21 protein-coding genes are annotated in these 23,568 nt (G+C 71.4%); 4 read left to right on the forward strand and 17 right to left on the reverse strand.

What is annotated here, in order from left to right; genetic code table 11:
- Window positions 1-77: 77 nt before the first annotated feature.
- The 3 genes from ABD671_RS20010 to ABD671_RS20020 are packed head-to-tail and all read right to left on the reverse strand — an operon-like array spanning window position 78 to window position 3,724.
- Entirely contained in the window at window positions 78-1,295 is a 1,218-nt protein-coding gene (locus tag ABD671_RS20010; RefSeq protein WP_344735247.1) for a DUF480 domain-containing protein, read from the reverse strand.
- Window positions 1,296-1,316: 21 nt separating this feature from the next.
- Window positions 1,317-2,213 carry an aminoglycoside phosphotransferase family protein gene (locus ABD671_RS20015; RefSeq protein WP_344735248.1) on the reverse strand — a complete coding sequence of 299 codons (897 nt, stop codon included), beginning with the start codon at window positions 2,211-2,213 and terminating at the stop codon, window positions 1,317-1,319.
- A gap of 2 nt (window positions 2,214-2,215) precedes the next feature.
- The gene (locus ABD671_RS20020; RefSeq protein WP_344735249.1) at window positions 2,216-3,724 is read right to left on the reverse strand and encodes a cryptochrome/photolyase family protein; all 1,509 of its coding nucleotides are present in this window, start codon (window positions 3,722-3,724) and stop codon (window positions 2,216-2,218) included.
- Window positions 3,725-3,790: 66 nt separating this feature from the next.
- Here ABD671_RS20020 and ABD671_RS20025 point away from each other — a divergent pair, with 66 nt between their 5' ends.
- Together ABD671_RS20025 and ABD671_RS20030 are read left to right on the forward strand one after the other, a co-directional pair.
- Window positions 3,791-4,528 (forward strand): dienelactone hydrolase family protein, encoded by a 738-nt coding sequence (locus ABD671_RS20025; protein WP_344735250.1) that lies wholly within the window; start codon window positions 3,791-3,793, stop codon window positions 4,526-4,528.
- Window positions 4,525-5,598, forward strand: coding sequence for an AbrB family transcriptional regulator (locus ABD671_RS20030; protein WP_344735251.1), 1,074 nt, complete (start codon window positions 4,525-4,527; stop codon window positions 5,596-5,598). The genes ABD671_RS20025 and ABD671_RS20030 overlap by 4 nt, the downstream gene beginning before the upstream one ends.
- On the opposite strand, the gene ABD671_RS20035 is transcribed toward ABD671_RS20030, so the two are convergent.
- Genes ABD671_RS20035 through uvrB form a run of 3 tightly spaced genes read right to left on the reverse strand, consistent with a single transcriptional unit; the run spans window position 5,552 to window position 9,489 of the window.
- Window positions 5,552-6,856 carry an MFS transporter gene (locus ABD671_RS20035; RefSeq protein WP_344735252.1) on the reverse strand — a complete coding sequence of 435 codons (1,305 nt, stop codon included), beginning with the start codon at window positions 6,854-6,856 and terminating at the stop codon, window positions 5,552-5,554. The two genes, ABD671_RS20030 and ABD671_RS20035, sit on opposite strands and share 47 nt — an antisense overlap.
- Before the next feature lie 57 nt (window positions 6,857-6,913).
- On the reverse strand, window positions 6,914-7,348 hold the full coding sequence (locus ABD671_RS20040; RefSeq protein WP_344735314.1) for a VOC family protein: 435 nt from the start codon (window positions 7,346-7,348) through the stop codon (window positions 6,914-6,916).
- A 2-nt stretch (window positions 7,349-7,350) separates the two neighbouring features.
- Entirely contained in the window at window positions 7,351-9,489 is a 2,139-nt protein-coding gene (gene uvrB / locus ABD671_RS20045) for an excinuclease ABC subunit UvrB (protein WP_344735253.1), read from the reverse strand.
- A gap of 79 nt (window positions 9,490-9,568) precedes the next feature.
- Here uvrB and ABD671_RS20050 point away from each other — a divergent pair, with 79 nt between their 5' ends.
- A complete protein-coding gene (locus tag ABD671_RS20050) occupies window positions 9,569-9,865 on the forward strand; it encodes a hypothetical protein (RefSeq protein ID WP_344735254.1) in 297 nt (98 codons plus the stop codon).
- Between the two features lie 34 nt (window positions 9,866-9,899).
- On the opposite strand, the gene ABD671_RS20055 is transcribed toward ABD671_RS20050, so the two are convergent.
- The 10 genes from ABD671_RS20055 to ABD671_RS20100 all read right to left on the reverse strand — a co-directional run bounded on the left by ABD671_RS20055 (window position 9,900) and on the right by ABD671_RS20100 (window position 20,883).
- Complete coding sequence (locus ABD671_RS20055) at window positions 9,900-11,651, reverse strand: sulfatase-like hydrolase/transferase (RefSeq protein WP_344735255.1); 1,752 nt, start codon at window positions 11,649-11,651, stop codon at window positions 9,900-9,902.
- Between the two features lie 125 nt (window positions 11,652-11,776).
- A complete protein-coding gene (locus ABD671_RS20060; RefSeq protein ID WP_344735256.1) occupies window positions 11,777-12,739 on the reverse strand; it encodes a hypothetical protein in 963 nt (320 codons plus the stop codon).
- 147 nt (window positions 12,740-12,886) lie between these two features.
- The gene (locus tag ABD671_RS20065) at window positions 12,887-13,987 is read right to left on the reverse strand and encodes an MCE family protein (protein WP_344735257.1); all 1,101 of its coding nucleotides are present in this window, start codon (window positions 13,985-13,987) and stop codon (window positions 12,887-12,889) included.
- The gene (locus tag ABD671_RS20070) at window positions 13,984-15,006 is read right to left on the reverse strand and encodes an MCE family protein (RefSeq protein ID WP_344735258.1); all 1,023 of its coding nucleotides are present in this window, start codon (window positions 15,004-15,006) and stop codon (window positions 13,984-13,986) included. The genes ABD671_RS20065 and ABD671_RS20070 overlap by 4 nt, the downstream gene beginning before the upstream one ends.
- Window positions 15,003-16,127, reverse strand: coding sequence for an MCE family protein (locus tag ABD671_RS20075; protein ID WP_344735259.1), 1,125 nt, complete (start codon window positions 16,125-16,127; stop codon window positions 15,003-15,005). The genes ABD671_RS20070 and ABD671_RS20075 overlap by 4 nt, the downstream gene beginning before the upstream one ends.
- Window positions 16,127-17,101, reverse strand: a complete 975-nt coding sequence (locus ABD671_RS20080; RefSeq protein WP_344735260.1) for an MCE family protein — start codon at window positions 17,099-17,101, stop codon at window positions 16,127-16,129. The genes ABD671_RS20075 and ABD671_RS20080 overlap by 1 nt, the downstream gene beginning before the upstream one ends.
- A gap of 8 nt (window positions 17,102-17,109) precedes the next feature.
- Window positions 17,110-18,123 (reverse strand): MCE family protein, encoded by a 1,014-nt coding sequence (locus ABD671_RS20085; RefSeq protein WP_344735261.1) that lies wholly within the window; start codon window positions 18,121-18,123, stop codon window positions 17,110-17,112.
- Window positions 18,120-19,160: an MCE family protein gene (locus ABD671_RS20090; RefSeq protein ID WP_344735262.1), complete on the reverse strand. Its 1,041-nt coding sequence runs from the start codon at window positions 19,158-19,160 to the stop codon at window positions 18,120-18,122. The genes ABD671_RS20085 and ABD671_RS20090 overlap by 4 nt, the downstream gene beginning before the upstream one ends.
- Window positions 19,161-19,165: 5 nt before the next feature.
- Complete coding sequence (locus ABD671_RS20095) at window positions 19,166-20,056, reverse strand: MlaE family ABC transporter permease (protein ID WP_344735263.1); 891 nt, start codon at window positions 20,054-20,056, stop codon at window positions 19,166-19,168.
- Window positions 20,056-20,883: an MlaE family ABC transporter permease gene (locus tag ABD671_RS20100; RefSeq protein ID WP_344735264.1), complete on the reverse strand. Its 828-nt coding sequence runs from the start codon at window positions 20,881-20,883 to the stop codon at window positions 20,056-20,058. Before ABD671_RS20100 ends, ABD671_RS20095 begins: the two co-directional genes overlap by 1 nt.
- A gap of 302 nt (window positions 20,884-21,185) precedes the next feature.
- Between ABD671_RS20100 and ABD671_RS20105 the strand changes: the two genes are divergently transcribed.
- Window positions 21,186-22,454, forward strand: a complete 1,269-nt coding sequence (locus tag ABD671_RS20105) for a phospholipase D-like domain-containing protein (protein WP_344735265.1) — start codon at window positions 21,186-21,188, stop codon at window positions 22,452-22,454.
- Window positions 22,455-22,603: 149 nt separating this feature from the next.
- On the opposite strand, the gene ABD671_RS20110 is transcribed toward ABD671_RS20105, so the two are convergent.
- The gene (locus ABD671_RS20110; protein WP_344735266.1) at window positions 22,604-23,557 is read right to left on the reverse strand and encodes an SCP2 sterol-binding domain-containing protein; all 954 of its coding nucleotides are present in this window, start codon (window positions 23,555-23,557) and stop codon (window positions 22,604-22,606) included.
- Window positions 23,558-23,568 lie beyond the last annotated feature (11 nt).

The raw sequence follows: 23,568 nt of genomic DNA on the forward strand, positions 1-23,568 counted from the left end.
CCGTTCACTGGGACGACGAAACTTCGCCGTCCCAGTGCAAGTTTCTTCGGTCGACCGAAGAAACTTGCGTCGCCGCCTCAGCCGGCAGCCCGCCGGGCCAGCACGTACAACCGCTCCGTGGCCTCGTTGCGCGCCGCGATCGGTCCGCGCCGGTACCACTCGAGATCGACCAGTCCGGCCGCGGTCAGGACGGCGGCGACCTCGGCCTGGTCGTGCAAGGCGATGTCGACGTCGACCTGGTGCTCGAACCACACCGGCTGATGCTTCACACCGGCGCCGGCGTGCAGCGCGAGCACCAGCACCCCGCCGGGCGCGAGCGGTCGCGCGAGCGCGGCAACCGCGTCGGGGAGTTCGCTGCCGGCGAGGTGGATGAGGGAGTACCAGGCGAGCACCGCCGACCAGCCAGCCGCCCGCTCGGGCCGCATGAGCTGGCGCAGGTCGCCGACCCGGTAGTCGCCGTCGGGGAACCGGCGGCGCGCCTCGGCCACCATGCCCGGTGAGAGATCGACGCCGCGGGCCTCCAGCCCCAGCCCGGCCAGATGGGCGGTGATGTGCCCGGGCCCGGAGCCCACCTCGACCACCGGCCCGCCATGCGCGAGCGCCTCCTCGGCGATGCGGCCCAGCAGCCAGCGCTCGAACGGCAGCTGCTCCAGTTCCGGCACCAGCGTGGCGGCGTACGGCTCGGCGATCGCGTCGTAGGTGGCCACCACCCGGGCGTCGCGCGCGGCAGCGCCCTCGCGCAGCACCTCCTCGGTGCCGGCGGCCGCGGCGGGGACGACGGCGACGGCGTCGGCGCCTGCCGTCTCGCCGAGCAGGTGCACCCAGCGGTGGTCCTGCTCGCGCGGACGCCGGTCGAGGCGCCGCACGAGCGGCTCCGGACGCGCCGCCAGCTCCTGCAGCGTGGCCTCGACGGCGTCCCGGTCGGCGAAGGGGTGCAGCCGCTCGGTGCGCGTGCGCAGCTCGCCGGGCGACTGCGCGCCGCGCAGCAGCAGTACCGTCAGGACGGCGCGCTCGGCCTCGTCGATACCGAGCCGTTCCTCGAGGGTCTGGTGGTACTTCAGCGTGCGGCGCCCCGAGTCCGACCAGACGATGCGCAGCAGCTCGCGGTCCTTGAGCCGCTTCGCGGTCTCCTCCAGCGTGCGCTCGTCGAGATCCATCACCGGCTCGCGGCTGCTGGTCTGGTTGCAGGCCGAGCGCAACGCGTTGAGGGTGAGCGGGTAGGTGGCCGGCACCGTCACCTGCTTCTCGAGAAGACTGCCGAGGATCCGCTGCTCCACCGGGTCGAGTTCGATCACGAGCCCGACAGTAGCGACCGCCTACAGCCCCAGATCCTCGAGCACCCGGGCCAGCGTCCGCCGACCCCGCTCGGCGAAGGCCGGGACGCTCTCCCAGTAGTACGGGATGCCGGTCAGTGCCGGTCCGAGCGCCCAGCCGCGCCCGCGACGCCACATCGCCTCGTCGCCGCCGACGACCTCGCGGAACGCCGCGCGGGCGCGCGGCTCTTCCCACGGCAGGCTGGTCCAGTAGGGCAGCAGGTCGGGCGCCAGCTCGCCGACACCGAGCCCACCCCAGTCGATGACGGCCGAGAGCCGACCGTCGTCGACGAGGAGGTTGCCGAGCATGAGATCGGCGTGCAGCCAGGACGGCGGCCCGGTGTGCTCGTCGGCCTCGCGGCAGTGCGCCCACGCACGCCGCGCGCGAGCGCCGTCGATGCGGTCGCCGGCGGCCGTGATCGCGGCCTCGACGTCGTCGTCCCAGTGGGCCAGGGAGGAGCCACGCTCCCCCGGCTGCTTCGCGGGCCCGCCGTCGGTCGGGACGTCGCGCAGCGCGACCACGGTCCGCCCCAGGTCCTGGGCGAACCGGACGGCGTCGAGATCGGAGACCCGGTCGGGCGTGCTGCCAGGCATCCACGGCACGAGCGACCACGCGAACGGGTACTCGGCGTCGGGCTCTCCGAGGGCGAGCGGCACCGGCACCGCGACGTCGAGGTGGCGCGCGATCAGCGGCAACCAGGTGGCGTCCCGCTGCGCCTGCTCGGCGGCCCACGAGACCCGCGGCATCCGGGCGACCAGATGCTCGCCGACCCGGAACAGGCAGTGGTCGGTGCCGAACTCCTCGACCGGTCTCACCGGTGCGCCGGTGTGCTCGGGGAACTGCTGGGCGAGCAGGCGCGCCACCTGGTCGGCGGTGACCGGGTGGTCGTCGGCGTGCACGATCAGCCTTCGAGCCAGGGCTGGGCGCGACGCGTGTGCGCCGCCTTCTTCGCCGGGTCGAGCCGGTCGTAGAGGGTGGCGATCATCTGCGAGCGCGGATTGCCGGCGAAGACGTCGTGGTGGTCGCGCACGAAGGTCCAGTAGAGCGCGTCCCAGTCGGCCTCCCAGTCGCCGCGCGGCAGGTCGCTCATCTTGCGCAGGTAGTTGCTGCCCGAGACGTAGGGCTTGGTGGTGATCGCCGGGCCGGCGGCGAACTGGCTCATCGCGTAGACGTTGGTGACCATCACCCAGTCGTAGGCGTCGATGAACATCTCCATGAACCACTCGTAGGCGGCGTCCGGATCGGCCCGCAGCAGGCAGAGGGCGTTGCCGAAGACCATGAGCCGTTCGATGTGGTGGGCGTATCCGGTGTCGAGCACGCGGTCGAGGCACAGGTCGACGGGGTCGAGGCCTGTGGACGCCGTCCACCAGCCGTCGGCGAGCTTGCGGCCGTGCTCGAGGTGGTTGCCGCTACGCAGCCGGCGTCCGAACCACACGTAGGTGGCGCGCATGTACTCGCGCCAGCCGATGAGCTGGCGCACGAAACCCTCCAGCGAGGCCAGCGGCACGTCGTCGGCGCGCTCGAGGGTCAGCTCCAGCACGCGGGCCGGCGAGATGAGTCCGATGTTGAGCGCGGGGGTGAGCAGCGCATGGAAGACGTGGGCGTGCTCGCGGGAGATCGCGTCCTCGTAGGGGCCGAACTGGTCGAGCCGCTCGTCGAGGAACGCGACGAAGGCCTGCTCGGCCTGCTCGTGGGTGAGCGGCCAGCGGAAGGCGTCGAGGCGGCCGGGGTTGTCGGGGAACTCCGCTGCCACCCACTCGATCGCCGCTGCCACGAGGGCGTCGGTGGCCGGGGACGACGAGGGCGCCACCGCGGGCACGACATGGCCCTTCGGCAGCTTCTTGCGGTTGTCCTCGTCGAAGCTCCACTTCCCGCCGACGGGCGAGCCGTCGTCCTCGAGCAGGACGCCGAGGCGTCGGCGCTGCCAGGTGTAGAAGTGCTGCATGCGCGCGAACTTCGCGCTCGTGCTCGCGCGGTACCGCGCCAGGTCGTCGCGGGTGGTGAGGAAGTTCGGCGACTCCAGCCACTCGTCGACGGCACCGGCGAGGTCGCGCTCGAGCCAGTCATCGACGACGTCGAAGCAGCTGACCCGCAGCTCGTCGCCGGGCCGCTCTTCGCGCAGGCGGGTCAGGACGGCGTCCAGCTGCTCGGCACTGGTGCGGGCGGCGTCGCTGCGCACCCACTCCACCCGGGCGCCGATGTCGGCGAGTCGGGCGGCGAACGCCTCCATCGAGGCGCGGTGGAGCACCAGCTTCTGACGGTGGAACCGGTACTGGCGGTAGAGCAGGTCGTGCTCGATCAGCACGAAGACGCCCGACCCGACCGGGCCCGCGTCGAGGTGCTGCTCGAACAACTGGTGCGGCAGGACGAGACGCACCTCCACAGACCCCGAGGACGCCGTCGATGCCATGCCATCAGCGTAGGGAGCGGTTGGGAACCGGTGGCGACGCCACCTGACGCCACTAGGCTCCCCGCCATGGCACTCCTGGAGTCGTGGACCGCTGGCGATCACACCGACGAGGCGGGCACGACCCACCCAACCTACCGCAAGGGCGAGGGCCCCGGCGTCATCGTCATCCACGAGATCCCCGGGCTGACCCCGACGGTGATCGGCTTCGGCGAGGAGCTCGTGGCCGCCGGGTACACCGTCGTGATGCCGAGCCTCTTCGGCCGCCCCGAGGCGCCGATGTCGGGCCCGAACGTGCTGCGCGCCATGAAGCAGGTGTGCGTGAGCAAGGAGTTCACCAAGCTCGCCACCGGCGAGACCACCCCGATGGCCGGCTGGCTGCGCAGCCTCGCGCGCTCCCTGCACGCCGAGCTCGGCGGCCCGGGCGTCGGTGCGCTCGGCATGTGCTTCACCGGCGGGTTCGCGCTGGCGATGATGGTCGATGAAGCCGTCGCCGCGCCCGTGCTGTGCCAGCCGTCCGTGCCGTTCACGATCGGGGCGCGCCGCAAGGCCGACGTCAACCTCTCCCCCGCCGACCTCGACGCCGTCAAGCGCCGCGTCGCGGGCGGGTGCGCGGTGCTCGGCATCCAGTACGCCTCCGACCCGCTCACCGGCACCCGTTTCGACACCCTCGACCGCGAGCTCGGCGAGGGGTTCATCCGCATCGACCTGCCCGGCAAGGGACACAGCGTGGTCACCGAGCAGCGTGACCAGGGGGCCGTCGACCGGGTCCTCGCCTTCTTCGACGAACGCCTGCGCGTCGCGTGAGCGGGGCCTCCGAGGAGGGCTCGCACGTCCGGTCGGCTCGGGCCGCCGCGCTCCTCGTCGTCGCGGTGACGGCGGTGAGCAGCGTCGTCCTGAGCATCGCCGGGCTCCCCTCCGCGGTGCTCTTCGGGGGACTCATCGGCGGCATGGCCCACGCCCTGACCTCGCCCACCGAATTGGGGGTGCCGCGGCCGGTCTACCGGATCGCACAGGGCGTCATCGGGGTCACCATCGGCTGCGTGGTGAGCGTGCCGGCCCTGCGGGCGATGGGGCAGGACGCCGTCGCCATCGGGCTCGTCACCCTCGGCACGGTCGTGGTCAGTGTCGCGGCGGGTCGCCTGCTCGCGCTGCGCGACGACGTCTCCCCCATCACCGGGGCCTTCGCCCTCATCGCCGGCGGCGCCTCGGGGGTCGTGACGGTGGCCCGCGAACTCGGCGCCGACGACCGCGTGGTTACCGTCGTGCAGTACCTGCGGGTGTTGATCGTGCTGGTGAGCCTGCCGCTCGTCACCTCGACCATCTTCCATCCGCCGGACGGCGTGGGGCGCCTCGAGGTCGCAGCCGATCCGGTCGGGTCGGTGGTGGTGACGGTGGTCGCCGTCGTCGTCGGGCTCGCGATCGCCAGCCGCATCCCGATCCCCACGGCCACCCTGCTCGCCCCGTTGGTGCTCGCCGCTATCGCGGCCGCGGGCGGCTGGTTCGGGCCGCTGGCCGTGCCCGACCTGATCCAGGCTCCGGCCCTGGCGCTCGTCGGGGCCCAGGTCGGCCTGCGCTTCACCCGGGCCAGCCTGCGCTCGATCGTGCGGATGCTGCCCGCTGTCCTGGCGATCATCGTCGGCATGGTGGTCGCCTCGGGCGCGATGGCCGCGGCGCTGGCCGCCTTCACGCCCGTCGACGGGTTGACCGCCTACCTCGCGACCACGCCCGGCGGGCTGTTCGCCGTCCTGGCCACCGCCGCCGACTCCGGGTCGGATGTCACCTACGTGCTCGCCGTGCAGCTGTTCCGGCTGCTGGTGGTGCTGGCCCTCACTCCGCTACTGGCACGCCTGCTGTCAGCGCGTCCCGATCGGTGACCGCCCGGGCCGCCACGCGGTAGCGCAGGATCTGGACGACGCCGAGCGCCCACAGCACGTACTGGGTGGCCATCGCCCAGCGGAACGCGGACGGCGTGTAGTCGTTGCCGCTGCCCGGCGTCAGGGCGTCGAGCACCACGCCGATCACCACCACCAGCACCAGGGTGGCCACGAAGCCGGCGACGTTGACGATGCCCGTGGCGCTCGCCAGACGGGACCCCGGATTGCTAGTGCGGGCGATGTCGAAGCCGACCACCGAGGCCGGACCGCCGACGGCCGCGACGATGACGAGGAGCACCAGCACCCCCAGCGGCGCCTGCCCCGGCCAGGCCAGCACGACCCCCCACATCAGCGCCATCGCGCCCACGATGCCGAGCACCATGGTCGAGCGGTGCCAGGGGAAGCGGGAGATCAGCGTGCCGAGCAGCGGACCCGCCAGCACCACCGTCACCACCATCACCGTCAGCAGCAGCCCGGCCTCGTGGGAGGAGCGCCCCTCGCCCTTGACGAAGAACGGGTAGCCCCACAGCAGGGCGAGGACGCCGGAGCTGAACGGCGTCGAGAAGTGCACCCAGAAGGCGAGCCGGGTGCCGGGGTGGCCCCAGGAGCTGCGCAGGCTCGCCCGGACGGCGTCGAGGGAGAACGCCGGCCCGCGCAGCGTGCGCCCGGCCGGGCCGTCGTGCAGCAGGGCGAAGGAGATCAGCGCGACGACACCGCTGAGGATCGCGGTGCTGAGGTACGCGCGCGTCCACCCGACGCTGCCGAGCGCCCAAGTCATCGGCACGGCCGCGGCGATGGACCCCAGCTGACCGGTCGTGCCGGTGAACTGGGTGAGCAGCGGGATGCGGCGCCGAGGGAACCACGAGGCGAGCAGGCGGATCACGCAGATGAAGGTCATCGCATCGCCGAGCCCGACGAGGAAGCGGGCCGCCAGCGCGGCCGGGTAGGACGTCGCCAGCGCGAAGGTACCCTCGCCGATCGCCAGCACCACCGCACCGGTCAGGGCGACGCTGCGCGGCCCGAACCGGTCGACGGCCAATCCCACCGGGATCTGCATGCCCGCGTAGACGGCCAGCTGGAGCATGGTGAAGGTGGCCAGCTGGGAGGCGGAGATGTCGAAGCGGTCGACGGCTGCCAGGCCCGCGACCGCCAGCGCGGAGCGGTGGAAGACCGCCAGGGTGTAGAGGCTCAGCGCGAGGCCCCACGCCGTCCACGATGCCCGGGTCACGACCGGGTCGGGGGCGGTGGAGGCACTCACCCTCCGATCATCCGATGCCGGGGCGCGCGGACGGGAATCGGGGCGGCTGCACCCGGATCAGTCGAGGCAGAACTCGTTGCCCTCGGGATCGGCCATCACGATGATCCCCTCGTCCATGCCGTTCGGCTCGAGTCTGCGGAGTCGACGGCCACCGAGCGTCTCGAGGCGGTCGGCGACCTCCTCCAACGCCGCCATGCGCGCCTCACCGGTCAACCCGGGCGCGGCGCGGACGTCGAGGTGGAGTCGGTTCTTGGCCACCTTGCCCTCGGGCACCTTCTGGAAGAAGAGCCGCGGGCCGGCGCCGGTCGGGTCGACGGCCGCCGAGCGGTCGTTGCGCTGCTCCGCCGGCACGCCGAACTGATCGAGGAAGGCGTCCCAGGTCTCGAACCCGTCGGGCGGCGGCTGGACGACGTAGCCCAGCACCTCGGCCCAGAAGGCCGCCTGGGCGGCCGGGGCGGCGCAGTCGACGGTGATCTGGAGGTCGCGAACCATGGTCATCGCGTAGCTTCCATCATCTGACGGAGCTCCTTCTTGAGCTCGGAGATCTCGTCGCGCAGCCGGGCGGCGACCTCGAACTGGAGGTCGGCGGCGGCCTGCTTCATCTGGTCGGTCAGCTGCTGGATGAGCTGGGCGAGGTCGCTGCTGGGGATACCGGTCAGGTCGGCGGCGCCGGCGGCGTGGCGCTCGCCCAGCATCGGCGTCGGGGACTTCCCCTTGCCGGCCTTTCCCGCCCTGCCCTTGGCCTCGGTGCCGGCCCAGGTCTCCAGCAGCGCCTGGGTCGACTCGTCCTCGCGGGCGAGCATCTCGGTGATGTCGGCGATCTTCTTGCGCAGCGGCTGCGGGTCGATGCCGCGCTCGGTGTTGTAAGCGATCTGCTTGGCGCGGCGACGGTTGGTCTCCTCGATCGCGGCCGCCATCGAGGGCGTGATCGTGTCGGCGTACATGTGCACCTGACCCGACACGTTGCGGGCCGCGCGCCCGATCGTCTGGATGAGCGACTTGTCCGAGCGCAGGAAGCCCTCCTTGTCGGCATCGAGGATGGAGACGAGCGACACCTCGGGCAGGTCGAGCCCCTCGCGCAGGAGGTTGATGCCCACCAGGACGTCGTACTCGCCCAGACGCAGGTCGCGCAGCAGCTCGACGCGCTTGAGGGTGTCGACCTCGGAGTGCAGGTAGCGGGTGCGGATGCCGGCGTCGAGGAGGTAGTCGGTGAGGTCCTCGGACATCTTCTTGGTCAGCGTGGTGACCAGGACGCGCTCGTTGCGCTCGGTGCGCAGCCGGATCTCGTGGATGAGGTCGTCGATCTGGCCCTTGGTCTGCTTGACCACGATCTCGGGGTCGACCAGGCCGGTGGGCCGGATGATCTGCTCGACGACATGCGGGGGCGTGTTGCCGCCGGCCTTGTCGAGCTCGTAGTCGCCCGGGGTGGCCGAGAGGTAGATCGTCTGGCCGATGCGGTCGAGGAACTCCTCCCAGCGCAGCGGCCGGTTGTCCATCGCGCTCGGCAGGCGGAACCCGAACTCCACGAGGTTGCGCTTGCGCGACATGTCGCCCTCGTACATGCCGCCGATCTGGGGCACCGTCACATGGGACTCGTCGACCACGAGCACGAAGTCCTCGGGGAAGTAGTCGAGCAGGCAGTTCGGGGCCGAGCCGCGCGCGCGACCGTCGATGTGCATCGAGTAGTTCTCGATGCCCGAGCAGGAGCCGACCTGACGCATCATCTCGATGTCGTAGGTCGTGCGCATGCGCAGCCGTTGGGCCTCCAGCAGCTTGCCCTCGCGCTCGAAGACGGCGAGCTGCTCCTCGAGCTCCTTCTCGATGCCGGCGATCGCGCGCTCCATGCGCTCGGGCCCGGCGACATAGTGGGTGGCCGGGAAGACGTAGAGCTCCTCGTCCTCGGTCAGCACCTCGCCGGTGACGGCGTGCAGGGTCATCAGGCGCTCGATCTCGTCGCCGAAGAACTCGATGCGCACCGCGTGCTCCTCGTAGACCGGGAAGATCTCGAGGGTGTCGCCGCGCACCCGGAAGGTGCCGCGGGTGAAGGTGAGGTCGTTGCGCGTGTACTGGATCTCGACCAGCCGCCGCAGGATCGAGTCGCGGTCGTGCTCCTCGCCGACCCGCAACCGGATCATCCGGTCGACATACTCCTGGGGCGTGCCGAGGCCGTAGATGCAGGAGACGGTGGAGACCACGATGACGTCGCGCCGGGTGAGCAGCGAGTTGGTGGCCGAGTGCCGCAGCCGCTCGACCTCCTCGTTGATCGAGGAGTCCTTCTCGATGTAGGTGTCGGTCTGCGGGACGTAGGCCTCGGGTTGGTAGTAGTCGTAGTAGGAGACGAAGTACTCGACCGCGTTCTCGGGGAACAGTTGGCGCAGCTCGTTGGCGAACTGGGCCGCGAGGGTCTTGTTCGGCTGGAGGACCAGCACCGGACGCTGGAGCTGCTCGGTCACCCAGGCGACGGTGGCGGTCTTGCCGGTGCCGGTGGCGCCCAGCAGGACGACGTCCTGCTCGCCCGCCTGGATGCGCCGGGTGATCTCCTTGATCGCGGCCGGCTGATCGCCCGAGGGCGAGTAGTCGGAGATGACCCGGAACGGGGCCACCCGGCGTTCGAGATCGGTGACGGGACGCATACGGCGAGACTACGGTGGGCCACCGACAGTTCCGCTCCCCCGGCCGACGGCCGGCACCCCGACCCCCCAGGAGACCATCGTGGCGCTCGGCCTCAACCCCGTCGGCGACGTCCTGAAGAAGGCCGACAAGGTCCTCGCCGGAGCCGGCACGGCCCTCGAGGACGTCGACGTGAAGCTCGCCAACGTCGACCGCACCCTGGCCGGCGTCGACGACCGGATGACGGTGGTCGACGCGACCCTCGCCGAGACCCGCGACCTGCTCGGCCAGGTCCAGGGCCTGCTGGAGGAGCTGAGCGGTCAGCTCGGTCTCCTCCAGCAGATCCCCGACCTCGCGGCGCAGATCGCCGCGATCCACGCCGCCGTCGCGACCGGCTGACCCCGGCTGAACCGGATCGCGGCTCAGCCTGGGATCAGCGCGGCAGGTTCCGGTAGGAGTAGTCGGACTCGATGCGCCGCCAGTAGGTGTGCCCGAGGTCGGCCTCCTCCTCCGGCGAGGCGGCGAGGGACGCCGGCAGCGGCGTGCGGCACTCGGCTCCCCGGCAGTCGTGGAGCTGCCACCAGACCTGCTCGAGATCACGACGGACCGAGCGGTACGCGGGGTCCTTCCAGAGGTTGGTCTGCTCGCGAGGGTCCTTCGCGAGGTCGTAGAGCTCGGAGGCGCCCGTGCGGTAGAGCATCATCGAGTACCGCGCGGTGCGCACGCCGATGGCGCCCCGTGCGTTGTCGAAGCCCGCCCGGCGCCCCTTCCGGTGGACCAGCGACTCGGTGACGATGCCGGTCGACCACCCCTGGTCGCCCTCGAGCAGCGTGGTCACCTTCGAGGTGCCGTCGGCCCTGCGCGGCGGCTGTGCGCCCGCGAGGTCGAGGACCGTGGCCGAGAGGTCGACCGTGCTGATCGGGTCGAACCGCTCCCGCCCGTGCGCGCCGTCCCGGAACCCCGGGCCGGTGATGACCATCGGCACCCGCAGCGCCGGCTCGTGACCGTGCACCTTGCCGTCGAGCTGGCGGTGCTCGCCGAGGAAGTAGCCGTTGTCGCTGGTGAACACGAGCACCGTGTTCTTCCACTCCCCCAGATCGCGCAGCCGCTTCACGAGCCGGCCGACCTGCTGGTCGACCGCGCCGATGGCGTTGGCGCGCTGCACCGTGGCGGTGCGCAGCGCCGCCCGCTGGGCCGTGGTGGGTTCGTCCTGCTCGCGGAAGAAGTAGGGCTTGTCCGAGACGTCGGCCTCGGCGGGGCCTCCGTCGGCGGGGAGGCCGGCGCCCCGCTCGATCTCCGCGTCGAAGCGTCCGCGGTACTTCTTCGCGACATAGGTCGTGGGCATGCGGTAGCGCCCGCGCGAGGGGTCGGCGGTGATGCCGGGGTCCTCCGGGTCGCGGGGTCCTCCCGCATGCGGGGCCACGAACGCGACGTCGAGGAAGAACGGCTTGCGCGAGCGGGAGAACTCACCCACCACGTCGCGCGCCTGCGCGCCGATGACATCGGTGCTGTACTGCCCGTCGCGGTCGTCCTGGATGCGTCCGTTGTGGCTCAGGGCGATGTCCATGAAGTTGTAGGTGTCGCCGTCGACACCGGCGCCGGGCGGAGCCGTCAGGGAGGCCCGCCACTCGTCCCAGCCGTTCGGCACGTAGTGCAGCGACGACCGGCCGGTGACCTTGGACGGCATGCCGCCGTAGCCGTTCTCGTACTTGCCGACCAGGCCGGTGTGGTAGCCGGCGTCGCGCAGGGACGTCGCGAGCGTGCGCGAGTCGTCGAAGGCCGCGTAGCCGTAGGGCCGGTGATGCCACAGGACGCCGTGGTTGTGGGCGTACTCGCCGGTGAGGAACGAGGCACGCGAGGGCGCGCAGAGCGGATAGGGGCTGAAGGAGTTCTGGAACGTGACGCCCTCGGTGTCGGCGAGGTGGCGGATGGTCGGCGCGAAGCGCAGGTCGTCGGCGCGCATGTCGTCGACCATCACCACCACGACGTTCGGTCGACTGCCCGACCCGAACGGCGATGCCGCCGACACGGCGTCCGACACCCCGGCGGGGGCGAGCCCCGCGGAGGTGCCGCTCGCGGCGAGTCCGGTCGTCACGGACGCGACGCCCACGGCGGCCAGGCCACCGGCGAGCGTGCGACGTACCCTCGGGGAATCGAGGGCCCAGCGGAACCATCCAGCAGACATCGTCACCTCATTGTGCTTTAAGTCCATCGAGTTGCTGCACTTTAGAGGATGACGAGGGTGGTGACGACACCGGTCCCACACCGTGTCGGTGTAGGACCGGTCACGTCGCGTCGATCAGCCTCCGATCAGCTGAGGCCGCCGAGCCAATCGGTGCCGTTGAGCGCCCAGGCGGCGTCCGTGCCCGCCGGGTCGTTCCAGCCGTCGTAGAGGGTGTTGCCGGACTGTCCGGTGCCGTCGTCGATCGGCGAGGAGTCGCCCCAGAGGATCACGCGGCCGCTGCCGAAGGTGGAGACGGCGATGAAGCACCCCGAGGTGCCGGTGTTCGAGACCCCGGCCCGGTAGAGCAGGCACTTCGCGGCCGGGTTGGCCGACGTGCTCAGGTTGAACGTCGTCGCGCCCCGCAGGATCGAGGACGACGCCGTCCCGTACGCGCCCTTCACGACCGGGTGGGTCGAGGCGCCGGAGCCGAGGTTCGAGGTGTTCTCGTTGCTGATGTTCTGGTAGGCCGCGGTGACGCCGAACGGGTCGGTGTTGTCGACCCCGTTGCTGGAGAACAGCTGGTTGGCGATGTCGACGGAGTCGACGCCGTCGTTGTTGCGATCGGACTGGTCGTGGTCGATGACCAGGAACAGGCCGCCGCCGTTCTTGACGAAGGTCATGATCGCCGTCCGCTCGGCCGCGGTGAAGGCGGTGTTGGGCTCGGGGATCACCAGCACGTCGTAGTTGGCGAGGTCCTGGGCGTTCGAGGTGCTGCCGTAGGTGAAGGCGCGACCGCTGGGGTTCGTGTCGAGGTAGTAGGAGCTGCGGTGCTGCGCGAGCGCCACCCCCCACGCGGAGATCGCCCCGGTCCAGTCGGTCTCCTTGGTCGGCGCGGAGTTCTGGGCGAAGGGGTTGGGCTGGGAGGTCGAGATGATCCAGTCGGCGTTGCCCGCGGTCTCCGCATGGGCGTTGTCGAAGAGGACCTTGATCTGGGTCGCCGAGGTCGCGGCCGGCGCCGGGGCCGGGGCGAGCACTGCCGTGCCGAGTCCACCGGCGGCGAGGACGCCGGCGGTGAGGGCGAGGGCGGGGCGACGGAAGGGATGACGCACGTCGGTACTCCGATCGTCGGTGGGCCACCCCGAGTGGTGGCCCGGCCGCCGGTCATCCTGGCCCGCCCCGACGGGCGGCGTCGATGGCGGTGCGCGGAACTCTGGCTGAACGGGTGGGCGTTCCGCCTCCGGAAGCGGACGGCGTCCTCAGGGGCGCGGAGCGTGGGCGGCGCCGCGTTGGAGGTGCGGGAAGGAGGCGGGGCACGAGCCGTCGGTCGCGAAGCTGCGCGCACCGAGGTCGCGCGGTCCGCGCCGCGGCGTGCCGTAGGAGCAGCGGTCGTCCTTGGAGGCGATGAGCTGGATGAACAGCTTCTTGTCGCGGACGACGTCGCTGAGCGTGCGCAGGCCCGGGGCGTACTGGCGCAGCAGCTCCCGGAAGGCCGGATCGCGCCGCTCGACGATGTCGCCGAGGGTCACGCTGACCCGCAGGAAGTCCGGCAGGACGGCGTCGGCGTCGGCGACGAGCTGGTCGAGCTGCTGGAGCTGCCCGGGAGCGCGGTCGAGCAGGCGCCGGAACTGCGGGTCGTAGCTCTTGAGGAACGCGGCGAGCCGGACCGCCGAGGAGCCGAAGCTCTCCAGGTCGGCACGGTTGTCGGTGATGGTGCGCAGGGCCGGGCCGGCGTTGCGCAGCAGCCGGTCGGTCTGGGGGTAGGCCTTGTCGAGGTCGCCGAGCAGGAGCGAGGCCTGGTCGAGCAGGCGGCCGATCTCCTGGCCGGTGCCGCGCAACCCGGTGGAGAGCTCGCCGAGCAGCGACTTCAGCTTCACGTCGTCGATCTGGCCGAGGAGCTTGCTGACGGCCACCACGGTCGAGCCGAGGGTGGTGGGCAGGTCGGTGGTGCGGGCGGTGAGCGTGGCGCCGTCCTGCAGGTACGGGCCGCCTTCGCCGGAGGGCTGGAAGTCGAGGTACTGCTCGCCGACCGGGGAGAGCGAGCGCACGACGACCCGGGAGTCGGCGGGCACCTGCGCGCCGTCGATCACGGCGGTGGCGACGACGCCGTCGGCCGTCGGCCGGATGGTGGTGACGCGGCCGATCTTGACGCCCCGGTAGGTCACCGAGGAGCCCTCGAACAGACCGCCGGTCGAGGCCATCGTCACCGTGACCTCGGTGGGGCTGGAGGTGAGCGGGCGGTCGAGCACCGAGGAGAAGAGGTAGGCGACCGTCAGGGCGAGCACGACGAGGATGCCGATCGCGCTGAGGTAGAGCCGGTCGGTGACCGCGGTGCGCAGCCCGGCGGAGAGGCGGCTCATGGGGCGCTCCTTCCGGTCGCGGCGCCGGAGATCCGGCCGAGGCCGAGGTCGGCGAGCTTGTCGACGTGCAGCAGGACGCCGAGGTTGAGGTAGTCGCCCGGCACGACCTCCTGGAGCACCTTGCTCAGCGAGACCAGGGACTCCAACGACTGGCGCCAGCGCGGGCCGGTGGCGGCGGCCTCGCGCAGCACCGGTTCGGCGGAGCGCAGGGTGGCGAGGATGTTGTCGCGGGTGGCGAGCACCGTCTGGTTGGCGAGGCCCGCGAACCGGTCGAGCTGGCGCAGCAGCTCGGTGAGGTCGGGGGTGAGCCGGCGCAGCACGCGGGCCGCGGGCCGCACGTCGCGCAACGCGGCATCGATGGTGGTCTGGCGTTCCTGGAGCAGCTGGGACGTCGCCGCCAGCGAGGTCAGGGCCCGGTCGAACTCCGCGGTGGTGGCGTTGGCCTGGGTCAGGAAGGTGTCGGTGCGGCCCAGCAGTTCGCGGATGCGCCCCTCACGCCCGCCGATGGCCTTGTCGAGCTCGTCGGTGATGGTCTGGAGCTGGGCGAGCCCGCCTCCGTTGACGAGCAGGGAAGCCTGCGCGAGGGCGTCCTCGACCGAGGGCGCGGTGGAGGTGTCGTCCCGCGTGAGGGTGGCGCCGTCGGCCAGGGCGGCACCGGAGGTCGGGTTGGTGACGTCGATGAACAGCTCGCCGAGCGGGGTGGTGTAGCGCAGCCGGGCGGTCGCCCCCTCCCGCAGCCCGGCGGCCTTCTGGACGACGAACACCACCCGCGCGCGGAAGTCCTTCGCGGTGACCGACGTGACGCGTCCGCTGTCGACGCCGTTGACCTTCACCAGTGCCCCTTGGGCCAGGTTGAGCGCTTCGTCGAAGTCGGCCGTGACCGTGATGGTCTCCCCCGAGACACCGCCCGAGGGCAGCGGCAGATCGGTGAAGGTGGGGCCGCACCCGGTGAGCAGGAGCGCCAGCACCGCCGCGAGGACGACGCCGATCGCGCGGGCGCTCTCGCGCAGACGCCTCACTGGTCGTCCTCCTTGCCGAAGAGCCCGCCGATGCCGCCGAGCAGACCGCCGACGCCGGAGAGGATGTCGCCGAGCACGTCGCCGACGCTGCCGAGCGTGTCGCACAGCGGCTTGGAGATCGCCTCGCACAGCTGGGTCAGCTCGTCGCTGAGCGGGAGCAGGTAGATGGGGCTGATGCGCACCGGCAGCCGGCCGTCGCTCGGCAGCCGTTGGAGGTTCTGGAGCCCGGCGGGCATGACGTCGAGGATCTCCTCGAGCTGCTCGCGCCGGGAGAGCACGCTGTCGATGACGCCGGTGGCGTTGCGCATCGACCGGGTGAGGGTCGCGCGGTTGTCGACGGCGAACCGGGCCACCAGGGTGACGGCACGGTCGAGCGAGGTCAGCGCGGTGCGCAGGTTGTCGCGCTCGTCGGCGAGCTGGCCGGTGGCCGAGGAGACCTGGCCGATGAACCGGTCGACCGTGCGGCGGTTGTCGGCGACGGTGGCGACCAGGTCGTCGAGCGCGGAGATGAGGGCGACGATCTCCTTGCGCTGGGAGGAGACGCTGTTGGTCGCGTCGGCCAGCGAGCCGATCGTCGAGTTCAGCACCGACCCCTGGCCGTCGAACGCCTTCTGCCCGACCTCGATGAAGCGCTGCACCGCCCGGGTGGTGCGTTTGCTGCCGGAGATGCCGGTGGCGAACTTCTCGATCGCGGCCAGCACCTCGTCGAACTCGACGGGCGTGCGGGTGCGGTCGTTGGCGATGACGGCGCCGTCGGCGAGCGTCGGGCCGCTGGTGTAGACGGGCGTGAGCTCGACGTAGCGGTCGGTGGCCACCGATCGGGCGACGACGACGGCGCCGACGTCCTTCGGGATCTTGTGGTCGGTGTCGATCTCCATGTCGACCCGCACGTGGTCGCCCTCGGGCGTGATGGCGGTGATCCGGCCGACCGGGACGCCGAGGATGCCGACGTCGTTGCCCACGAAGAGGCCCGCCGAGCTGGTGAGGTCGGCGCTGACGTGCATCGTCGAGCCGCCGACGCCGGGGATGCAGGCGGAGGTGAGACCGAGGACGCCGCACAGCAGCGCCACCAGCGCCGAGAGGCGCAGGGGGCGGGGACGACGGTTCGGGCCGCGGCTCATCAGCAGTTCCCCAATCGGCACTTCTGGTCGTCCGTCGGCAGCACCGGGCCCTGGACGTAGAGGTCGAGGAAGGGCCCGTTGCCCGAGGCGTTGGTCAGGTAGCGCACGGCGGGCGCCATCACCGTGAGCAGGTTCTTCAGCTCGTCGTCCTCCCGGCGCAGCGAGACGAGGGAGGTGTCGAGGTCGGCCAGCGCCGGCTTGAGGTCGCCCTCGGCGTCGGTGACGATGCCGCTCAGCGCCTCGCTGAGCGTGCGGGTGCGCACCAGGAGGTTGTGGATCGCCTCGCGCCGCTGGGTGATCTCGGAGAGCACCAGCGTGGTCTGCTTCATCAGCTCGACGATGTCGTCGGAGTCGTCGGCCAGCAGCTTCGAGACGCCCTCCGCGGCCTGGAGCAGCTGGGCGGTCTGGTCGGAGCGCTTGGCGACGACCTGGGAGAGGCGGCCGATGCCCTCCAGGGCCGGGCCGACGTCGTCGCCGGAGCGCTCGAGGGTGTTGCTGACCGCCGTGAGCGCATCGGCGAGCTTGACCGGGTCGAGGTCCTCCAACGTCTGCGTGCCCTGATCGAGCACGTCCTGGAGGTTGTAGGGCACCGAGGTCTGGGCCAGCGGGATCTGATCGTCGGCGAGCGAACCGCTGCCGCGCGGGTGCACCTCGAGGTAGTGCGTGCCGAGCAGGGTCGCGACCTTGACCGCCGCGGTGGTGGTGGTGCCGAGGTCGATCGCGTCGTCGAGGGTGAAGGTGACCTCGACGTCGTCCTCGCGCAGCTCGATGCCGGTGACCTTGCCGACCGGGACGCCGGCCACCTCCACCGACTCCCCCACCCGCAGACCGGCCGTGTGCTGGAGGATCGCGGTGTAGGTCGTGGCGCCGAACTGGACCCGGCTCAGCACCACGACGCCGACGCCGAGCAGCACCAGCGCGAGCAGCGCGACGAGGCCGACGCGGAACGGGTCGCGGGTGTTCAGGGGCTTCATCAGGGGCTTCATCGGCACGCCTCCGAGAACGGGCCGTTGCCACCGGCCGGGTTGAGCACGAGGGAGCCGAGCCCGATGCCGAGGGTGCAGACGTAGACGTTGAGGGCGTTCTCGTAGGAGGTGGGGCGCCCCAGCCCGCTCATCGTGACGGCGAAGCTCTTGATGGCCGCCGCCAGCTGCGGGCGGTTGTCGGCCAGCAGCCGCGCTGCCGCACGCAGCTCCCGAGCGACGCCGACGGTGGGCTGACGCGCCTGCTCGAGGAGGTCGGAGGTCGCGCCGACGAGGGTGCTGACCCCCTCGATCGAATCGCCGATCGAGCGCCGATCGCGCGCCAGACCGGTCATCAGGTCGCGCAGCTCGGCGATGGTGGCGGTCAGCTCGTCGCCCTTGTCGTCGAGGTTCATCAGCACCGGGGTGAGATGGGTGAGGACGGCGCCGATGACGGCGTCGCGGTCGGCCACGAAGTTCGTGAGCTGGGTGGTCTGCTGGAGCAGCGACTCCACGGTGCCGCCCTCCCCCTGCAGCACCTTCACGATCGAGGTGGCGAGCGCGTTGACGTCGCCGGGCTGGAGCACCTCGAACAGCGGGCGGAACCCGTTGAGCAGCTCGGTGAGGTCGAAGCCCGGGCTGGTGCGGTCGGTCGTGATCGTCGCCCCGTCGGGCAGTTCCGCACCGCGCTTCGGGCCCTGCACGAGAGCGAGGTACCGCTGGCCGACGAGGTTCTGGTAGCGCATCACCACGTCGGTGGTGGTGAGGATCCGCTGGTCGGCGTCGAGGTCGAAGTCGACCTTCGCACCGTCGCGGCCGTCGACCGCGATCGACTGCACGCGCCCGACGCGGACACCGGCCACCCGGACGTCGTCCCCGACCCGCAGGCCGCTGACGTCGGTGAAGATCGCGCTGTAGGAGCGGTGCGAGCCGCCGAGTCCGTCGACCATCGTGTTGATGAGGACGACGCCGAGGAGCACCGCCACGAGCGCGAACACGGTGAACCGCACGGCGATGCCGCGCAGCCCGGTCATCGGCCACCTCCGTAGGTCGGGCGGTCGGCCGCCGTGTAGTACGGCGGGGCCGAGAAGCGCAGCACGGCGTCGACGTCGGCGAACCCGTCGCGCACGATCGGCGGCAGCAGGCTGCCCAGCGAGATGTTGGTCGCGATGGCGCCGGTGATCGCGCTCTCGCGGTTGTCGTCGACGGCGTCGAGGATGCGCGCGACGTCGTCGAAGAAGCGCGCGAGCTGGGCGCCGTTGGCCTGGAGCAGGTCGCCGGTGTCGACGCTGAGCTTCGTGCCGCGAGTGATGACGGCGACGAGTTCGGCCTCGTGGGTGGCGATCGTGCGCAGCGCGACGAGGGAGTCGTCGGTGGCGTCGAGGACGTCGGGGGCGATGCGCCGGACGATGTCGAGGCTGTCGGCGAGTTCGCGGACGTCGTCGCGCAGGGTGGGCAGCCGCGGCTCGAGCTTGCCGAGGTAGGAGTCGAGCTGGTCGATCGTGCGCCCGAGCTCCGCGCCGCGTCCGTCGAGCGCCGTGGCCGCCGCACCGATCGCGGAGGCGAGCTGGGCCGGGCCGAGCGCCTTGACGAGACGGTCGATGTCGTCGAGGGCCTGCTGGAGCTCGAGGGTGCCCTGGGTGCTGTCGGGCGGGATGACCGCACCGGAGCGCAGGGCGGTGCCGGACGGCGTCCCGTGGGTGACGAGGTCGACGTAGGTGGTGCCGAAGACGCTCGCCGGCAGCACCCGGGCGACGACGTCGGAGGGCACGCCGCCGAGGTCGGCGGGGTCGATGGTCATGCGCACCTGCACCTGGGCGTCGGGATCGACCTCGGCGGCGCTGCCGGAGGCGCGCTCGACCGAGGTGACCCGGCCGATGATGACCCCGCGCAGCTTCACATCCGAGCCGGGCCCCAACGCGCCGCCGGCGTTGCGCACGAGCGCGGAGACCTCCGGGTCGCCGCCGATCGCCCCGCTGGAGCGCAGGTAGGCGGCCCCGAGCAGGAGGGCCACCACGAGGAGGGTGAGCGCGCCGCGGCCGGCGTCGTCGATGCGTCGTCTGCGTGCCATCGCCGTCAGCCCGAGATCCGGAAGCCGGCGTCGCCGCCGTAGAAGAGGAGCGTCATGACCATGTCGAGGACGACGACCACGACGATGCTGGCGCGGATCGCGGCGCCGGTGGCCTCGCCGACCGCCTGCGGACCGCCCGAGACCCGCATGCCGTACCAGCAGTGGATGAGGGTGACGACGAGGGCGAAGACGAGGATCTTCACGATCGACAGCGCGATGTCGCGGCCGTTGATGAAGGTCGAGAAGTAGTGGTCGTACTGGCCCGGCGACTGGCCGAAGAGGAAGGTCACCGACGCCGCGGAGGCGAGGTAGGAGCCGATCAGGCCGATGAGGTAGAGCGGCAGGATCGCGGTCATGCAGGCGATGACCCGGGTGGTGACGAGGTAGCGCATCGGGCTGACGGCCATCACCTCCAGGGCGTCGACCTCCTCGTGGATGCGCATCGAGCCGAGTTGGGCGGTGAAGCGGCAGCCGACCTGCGCCGCGAGCGCGAGGGCGGCGATGAGCGGCGCGAGCTCGCGGGTGTTGGCGCTCGCGCTGATGAAGCCGGTGAGCGGCGCGAGGCCCACGATCTCCAGGCCGTTGAAGCCCTCGATGCCCAGCGAGGTGCCGGCCGCGATCGAGAGCAGCACCATGACGCCGATCGTGCCGCCGCCGACGATGAGCGCGCCGCTTCCCCAGGCGATGTCCTTGAGCTGGCGCAGGGTCTCCTTGAGGTAGAGCCGCAGCGTGACGGGGGCGGCCGCGAGCGTGCGGACGCCGAAGGTGGAGAAGTCGCCGAGCTTGGCCAGGGCCTCGAGCAGGCCCTCGACGAGGCCGACGAACGCCTCGACGAACGCGTTCCACATCCGCGTGCCGATGCCCGCGCGCACGCGGGTGCCGGTGCCGGCGGCCATCAGGCGATCCCCTGCGGCACGAGCATCACGTAGGCCTGGGTGATGCCGACGTTGACCACCGCCAGCAGGATCACGCTCAGCACGACGGACTGGTTGACGGCGTCCGCGACGCCCTTGGGGCCGCCCGAGGCGCTCAGGCCCTTGTGGGCGGCGACGATGGTGGCGATGAAGCCGAAGACCAGGGCCTTGAACTCCGCGAGCAGGAAGTCGGTGGGCTGGCTGAAGGAGACGAAGGAGTCGATGTAGGCGCCCTGCGAGATCGTGCCGCGGCCGACGTTGAGCACGTAGGCGGTGATCATCGCGGTCATCGCCACGATGACGGTGAGCAGCAGGGCCACCACCAGCGCCGCGACGACCCGGGGGGCGACGAGGCGCTGCACCGGGGAGATGCCCATGACCTTCAGGGCGTCGATCTCCTCACGCACCGTGCGGGCGCCGAGGTCGGAGCAGATGGCCGACCCGACGGCGCCGGCGATCATGAGCGAGGTGACCAGCGGTGCGCCCTGCCGCAGGATGCCGATGCCGTTGACCGCGCCGCTGAAGCTGGTGGCGCCGACCTGGGCCGCGACGGCGCCGATCTGCACCGAGATGATGACGCCGAACGGGATGGCGACCAGGATCGTGGGCAGCAGCGAGACCCGCGTCATGAACCAGGCCTGGAGCAGGAACTCCGACCACGAGAACCGGCGGCGCACGATGTCGGACGCCGCGGTCGTGGAGGCCTCGACCGCGAGCATGACGAGCTTGCCGGTCGTGACCACGCCGGCCCGGAAGCGTCCCGAGAGGTTGTCGACGCCGCTACGGGCCGCGACGGCGATCGCGCTCATGCGAGGTTCGCGCGGGTGCTCATGCGCGGGTTCCGGTCACGATGGACTCCCGGTACTGGACGGACGGGGTGGCGGGCGTCGTGGACGCCGGGGAGACGGTACGTCGTCCGGACGCCGTCCGCCTGCCTGCCCGGCGCGTCGGACGGTGTCCGTGTCACGGCGTAACAGATACCACACGGATGTGGCTGGGGTCACACTCCGCCCATCTGCTGACACCGGGTGACCACGACCCGGACGGCGACCCGCGCCCCGACGCGGGGGACGTGCCGGACCCGCGCCGGTACGACGGCTAGGTTGTCGTCGTGCCCGACCCCCAGCGACCCGCCAGCACCGGCGCCCGCGTGGTGCGCCTGCTGCGGCGGCTGCTGCTCTCCTTCCTCGGCCTCCAGGTGACGCTCGCGGTGAGCATGTCGGTCGTCGACTCCTACCGGCGCCGCGGGAAGAAGCCCAAGCCGTTCCCGACCGTCTCCCCCCGCGAGGTCGCCCTCGGCGACGGCACCATCACCACCTACACCTACGGCAGCGACCTGTACGACGACATGCTGGCCGCCATCGAGGGGGCCCAGCGCCAGATCCTCTTCGAGACCTACATCTGGAAGGGCGACACCACCGGCGAGCGGTTCAAGCAGGCGCTGGCCGACGCGGCGGCGCGCGGCGTCGAGGTGCACGTCATCTACGACGGGTTCGCCAACCTCGTCGTCCCGCCCCGGTTCCTGCGCTTCCCGCGCACCATCAAGGTGCTGCGCTTCCCGGTCAACAGCGCGGGCCTGCGCTTCTTCGACCTGCGCCTCTACGGGCGCGACCACCGCAAGATCCTCGTGGTCGACGGCACCGTCGGCTTCGTCGGCGGCTACAACATCGGCGACGCCTACGCCACCGAGTGGCGCGACACCCACGTGCGCGTCACCGGCCCGGCGGCCCACGACCTCCAGCGGGCGTTCGCGGACTTCTGGAACCTGCACCGCCGCAAGCGGTTCGGCGCCGACCTCCGCCCGATCCTGGTCGAGACCGCCTCGACCTGGGAGCCGCGCATCCGCCTGCAGCGCAACATCCCGCGGTTGTGGATGTTCCCCATCCGCTCGATGTACCTCGAGGCGATCAACCGGGCGAGCCGCAACATCTGGATCACCACCGCCTACTTCCTGCCCGACCAGGACTTCGTAGACGCCCTCAAGCTCGCGGCGATGCGCGGCGTCGACGTCCGCATCCTCGTGCCGCTGAAGTCGAACCACATCGTGGCCGACTGGATCTCGCGCGGGTACTTCTCCCAGCTGCTCGACGCCGGCGTGCGGATCCTGCGCTACCGCGACGCGATGGTGCACGCCAAGACCGCGACCGTCGACGGCACCTGGGCCACGGTCGGCACCGCCAACATCGACCGCCTCAGCCTCTCGGGCAACTACGAGATCAACCTCGAGGCCATCGACCCGACCTTCGCCGCCGCCCTCGAGGAGATCTTCGCCGTCGACGAGGGCCACTGCCTCGAGCTCACCAGCGGCGAGTGGGAGGCCCGCGACCTGCACCGGAAGTTCACCGAGTTCGTGCTCGCGCCGTTGCGGCCGTTGCTGTGAGGGCGACCGCGGCGTGACAAATTCACCGGTGCACCGGTGAATTTGTCACTTCTCAGGGGAAATTTCGGCCGATAGGTGACAGTTTCCCCTGAGAAGTGACTCCGGATATCGGACGTCCCGTCCGTCTCCCATGCGCCGGCCGGGAGCGCTCAACGAGCCGAGGGGATGTCGAGCACCGAGGCGAACTGCAGCGCCTTGGCCCGGTCGCCCTTGACCTTCAGCTGGCCTCGCAGCACGCCGGTGATGGCGCTGAGGTGGCCGGTGGCCAGCCGCAGGAACTCGTAGCCCTCGCAGGTGATGGTGGCGTCGCGCCGCTCGACGGCCTCGGCCTCGGCTCCGGCCAGGACGACGCACTCGCCGCGCCACACGCGGACGACGAACCGCTCGATCTCGCCGCTGCCGGCGCCGAGCAACCGGAACCCGATGGTCAGGTCGACCCGGGACGCGCGGCGGTAGCTCACGAAGTCCGGCAGGCGCCGGAAGATCTCGTCGAGCACGACCGGGCGGAAGCCGCCGGCCATGACGCCGCGCAGGTGCTCGATCGGCACCCCCTTGAGGCAGGTGGCGACGTCGACGGGGTCGAGCGCGGTGGGGTCGACGGCGACGAGATCGGTGCCGGGCACCTTGAAGATGCCGCCGAGCGCGAGCGCGAGCATCGCGTCACCCTCGATCTCCAGACGGCCGGCGAGGTAGTCGAGACCGGCGTTGGCCTCACCGCTGATCAGCCGCACGAAGCCGAGGATCGTGGTGCGCAGGACGACGTCGACCGGCTCGGACGCCGGTAGGTCGGGCAGCACCTTGAGGGCTCCGTGGTCGAGCACGAGGCCGTGCCGCTCCCCCACGCGTCCGCCGCTGACGAGGTCGAAGCGGACGGTGCCGACGAGCTCGGTGAGCTTCTCCAGCAGCGCGTACTCGTGCAGCCGCGAGAGCACGCCCTCGACGGCGGTGCCGCGGATCTCGTCGCGGTCGATGATCGCGCGCAGGTCGGCGTCGCTCGTCGCGCGGACCGCCTCGACCAGCAGCTCCGCGGGCAGGTCGGCCAGGAAGGCCCGGGTCTCCCGTGCGTCGGCGGTGCGGAGCGGCTCGAGGGTTATCTGCGTCACAGTGTCACTGT

The sequence above is a fragment of the Nocardioides fonticola genome (genome assembly GCF_039536805.1).
Taxonomy (GTDB): Bacteria; Actinomycetota; Actinomycetes; order Propionibacteriales; family Nocardioidaceae; genus Nocardioides; species Nocardioides fonticola.

What these genes read in the sequence shown, in the direction of transcription:
- ABD671_RS20065 (WP_344735257.1), bottom strand. Translation starts at nt 13,987, where the DNA reads ATGAGCCGCCTCTCCGCCGGGCTGCGCACCGCGGTCACCGACCGGCTC.
- ABD671_RS20090 (WP_344735262.1), bottom strand. Translation starts at nt 19,160, where the DNA reads ATGGCACGCAGACGACGCATCGACGACGCCGGCCGCGGCGCGCTCACC.
- ABD671_RS20025 (WP_344735250.1), top strand. Translation starts at nt 3,791, where the DNA reads ATGGCACTCCTGGAGTCGTGGACCGCTGGCGATCACACCGACGAGGCG.
- uvrB (WP_344735253.1), bottom strand. Translation starts at nt 9,489, where the DNA reads ATGCGTCCCGTCACCGATCTCGAACGCCGGGTGGCCCCGTTCCGGGTC.
- ABD671_RS20075 (WP_344735259.1), bottom strand. Translation starts at nt 16,127, where the DNA reads ATGAGCCGCGGCCCGAACCGTCGTCCCCGCCCCCTGCGCCTCTCGGCG.
- ABD671_RS20095 (WP_344735263.1), bottom strand. Translation starts at nt 20,056, where the DNA reads ATGGCCGCCGGCACCGGCACCCGCGTGCGCGCGGGCATCGGCACGCGG.
- ABD671_RS20085 (WP_344735261.1), bottom strand. Translation starts at nt 18,123, where the DNA reads ATGACCGGGCTGCGCGGCATCGCCGTGCGGTTCACCGTGTTCGCGCTC.
- ABD671_RS20020 (WP_344735249.1), bottom strand. Translation starts at nt 3,724, where the DNA reads ATGGCATCGACGGCGTCCTCGGGGTCTGTGGAGGTGCGTCTCGTCCTG.
- ABD671_RS20080 (WP_344735260.1), bottom strand. Translation starts at nt 17,101, where the DNA reads ATGAAGCCCCTGAACACCCGCGACCCGTTCCGCGTCGGCCTCGTCGCG.
- ABD671_RS20055 (WP_344735255.1), bottom strand. Translation starts at nt 11,651, where the DNA reads ATGTCTGCTGGATGGTTCCGCTGGGCCCTCGATTCCCCGAGGGTACGT.
- ABD671_RS20100 (WP_344735264.1), bottom strand. Translation starts at nt 20,883, where the DNA reads ATGAGCGCGATCGCCGTCGCGGCCCGTAGCGGCGTCGACAACCTCTCG.
- ABD671_RS20040 (WP_344735314.1), bottom strand. Translation starts at nt 7,348, where the DNA reads ATGGTTCGCGACCTCCAGATCACCGTCGACTGCGCCGCCCCGGCCGCC.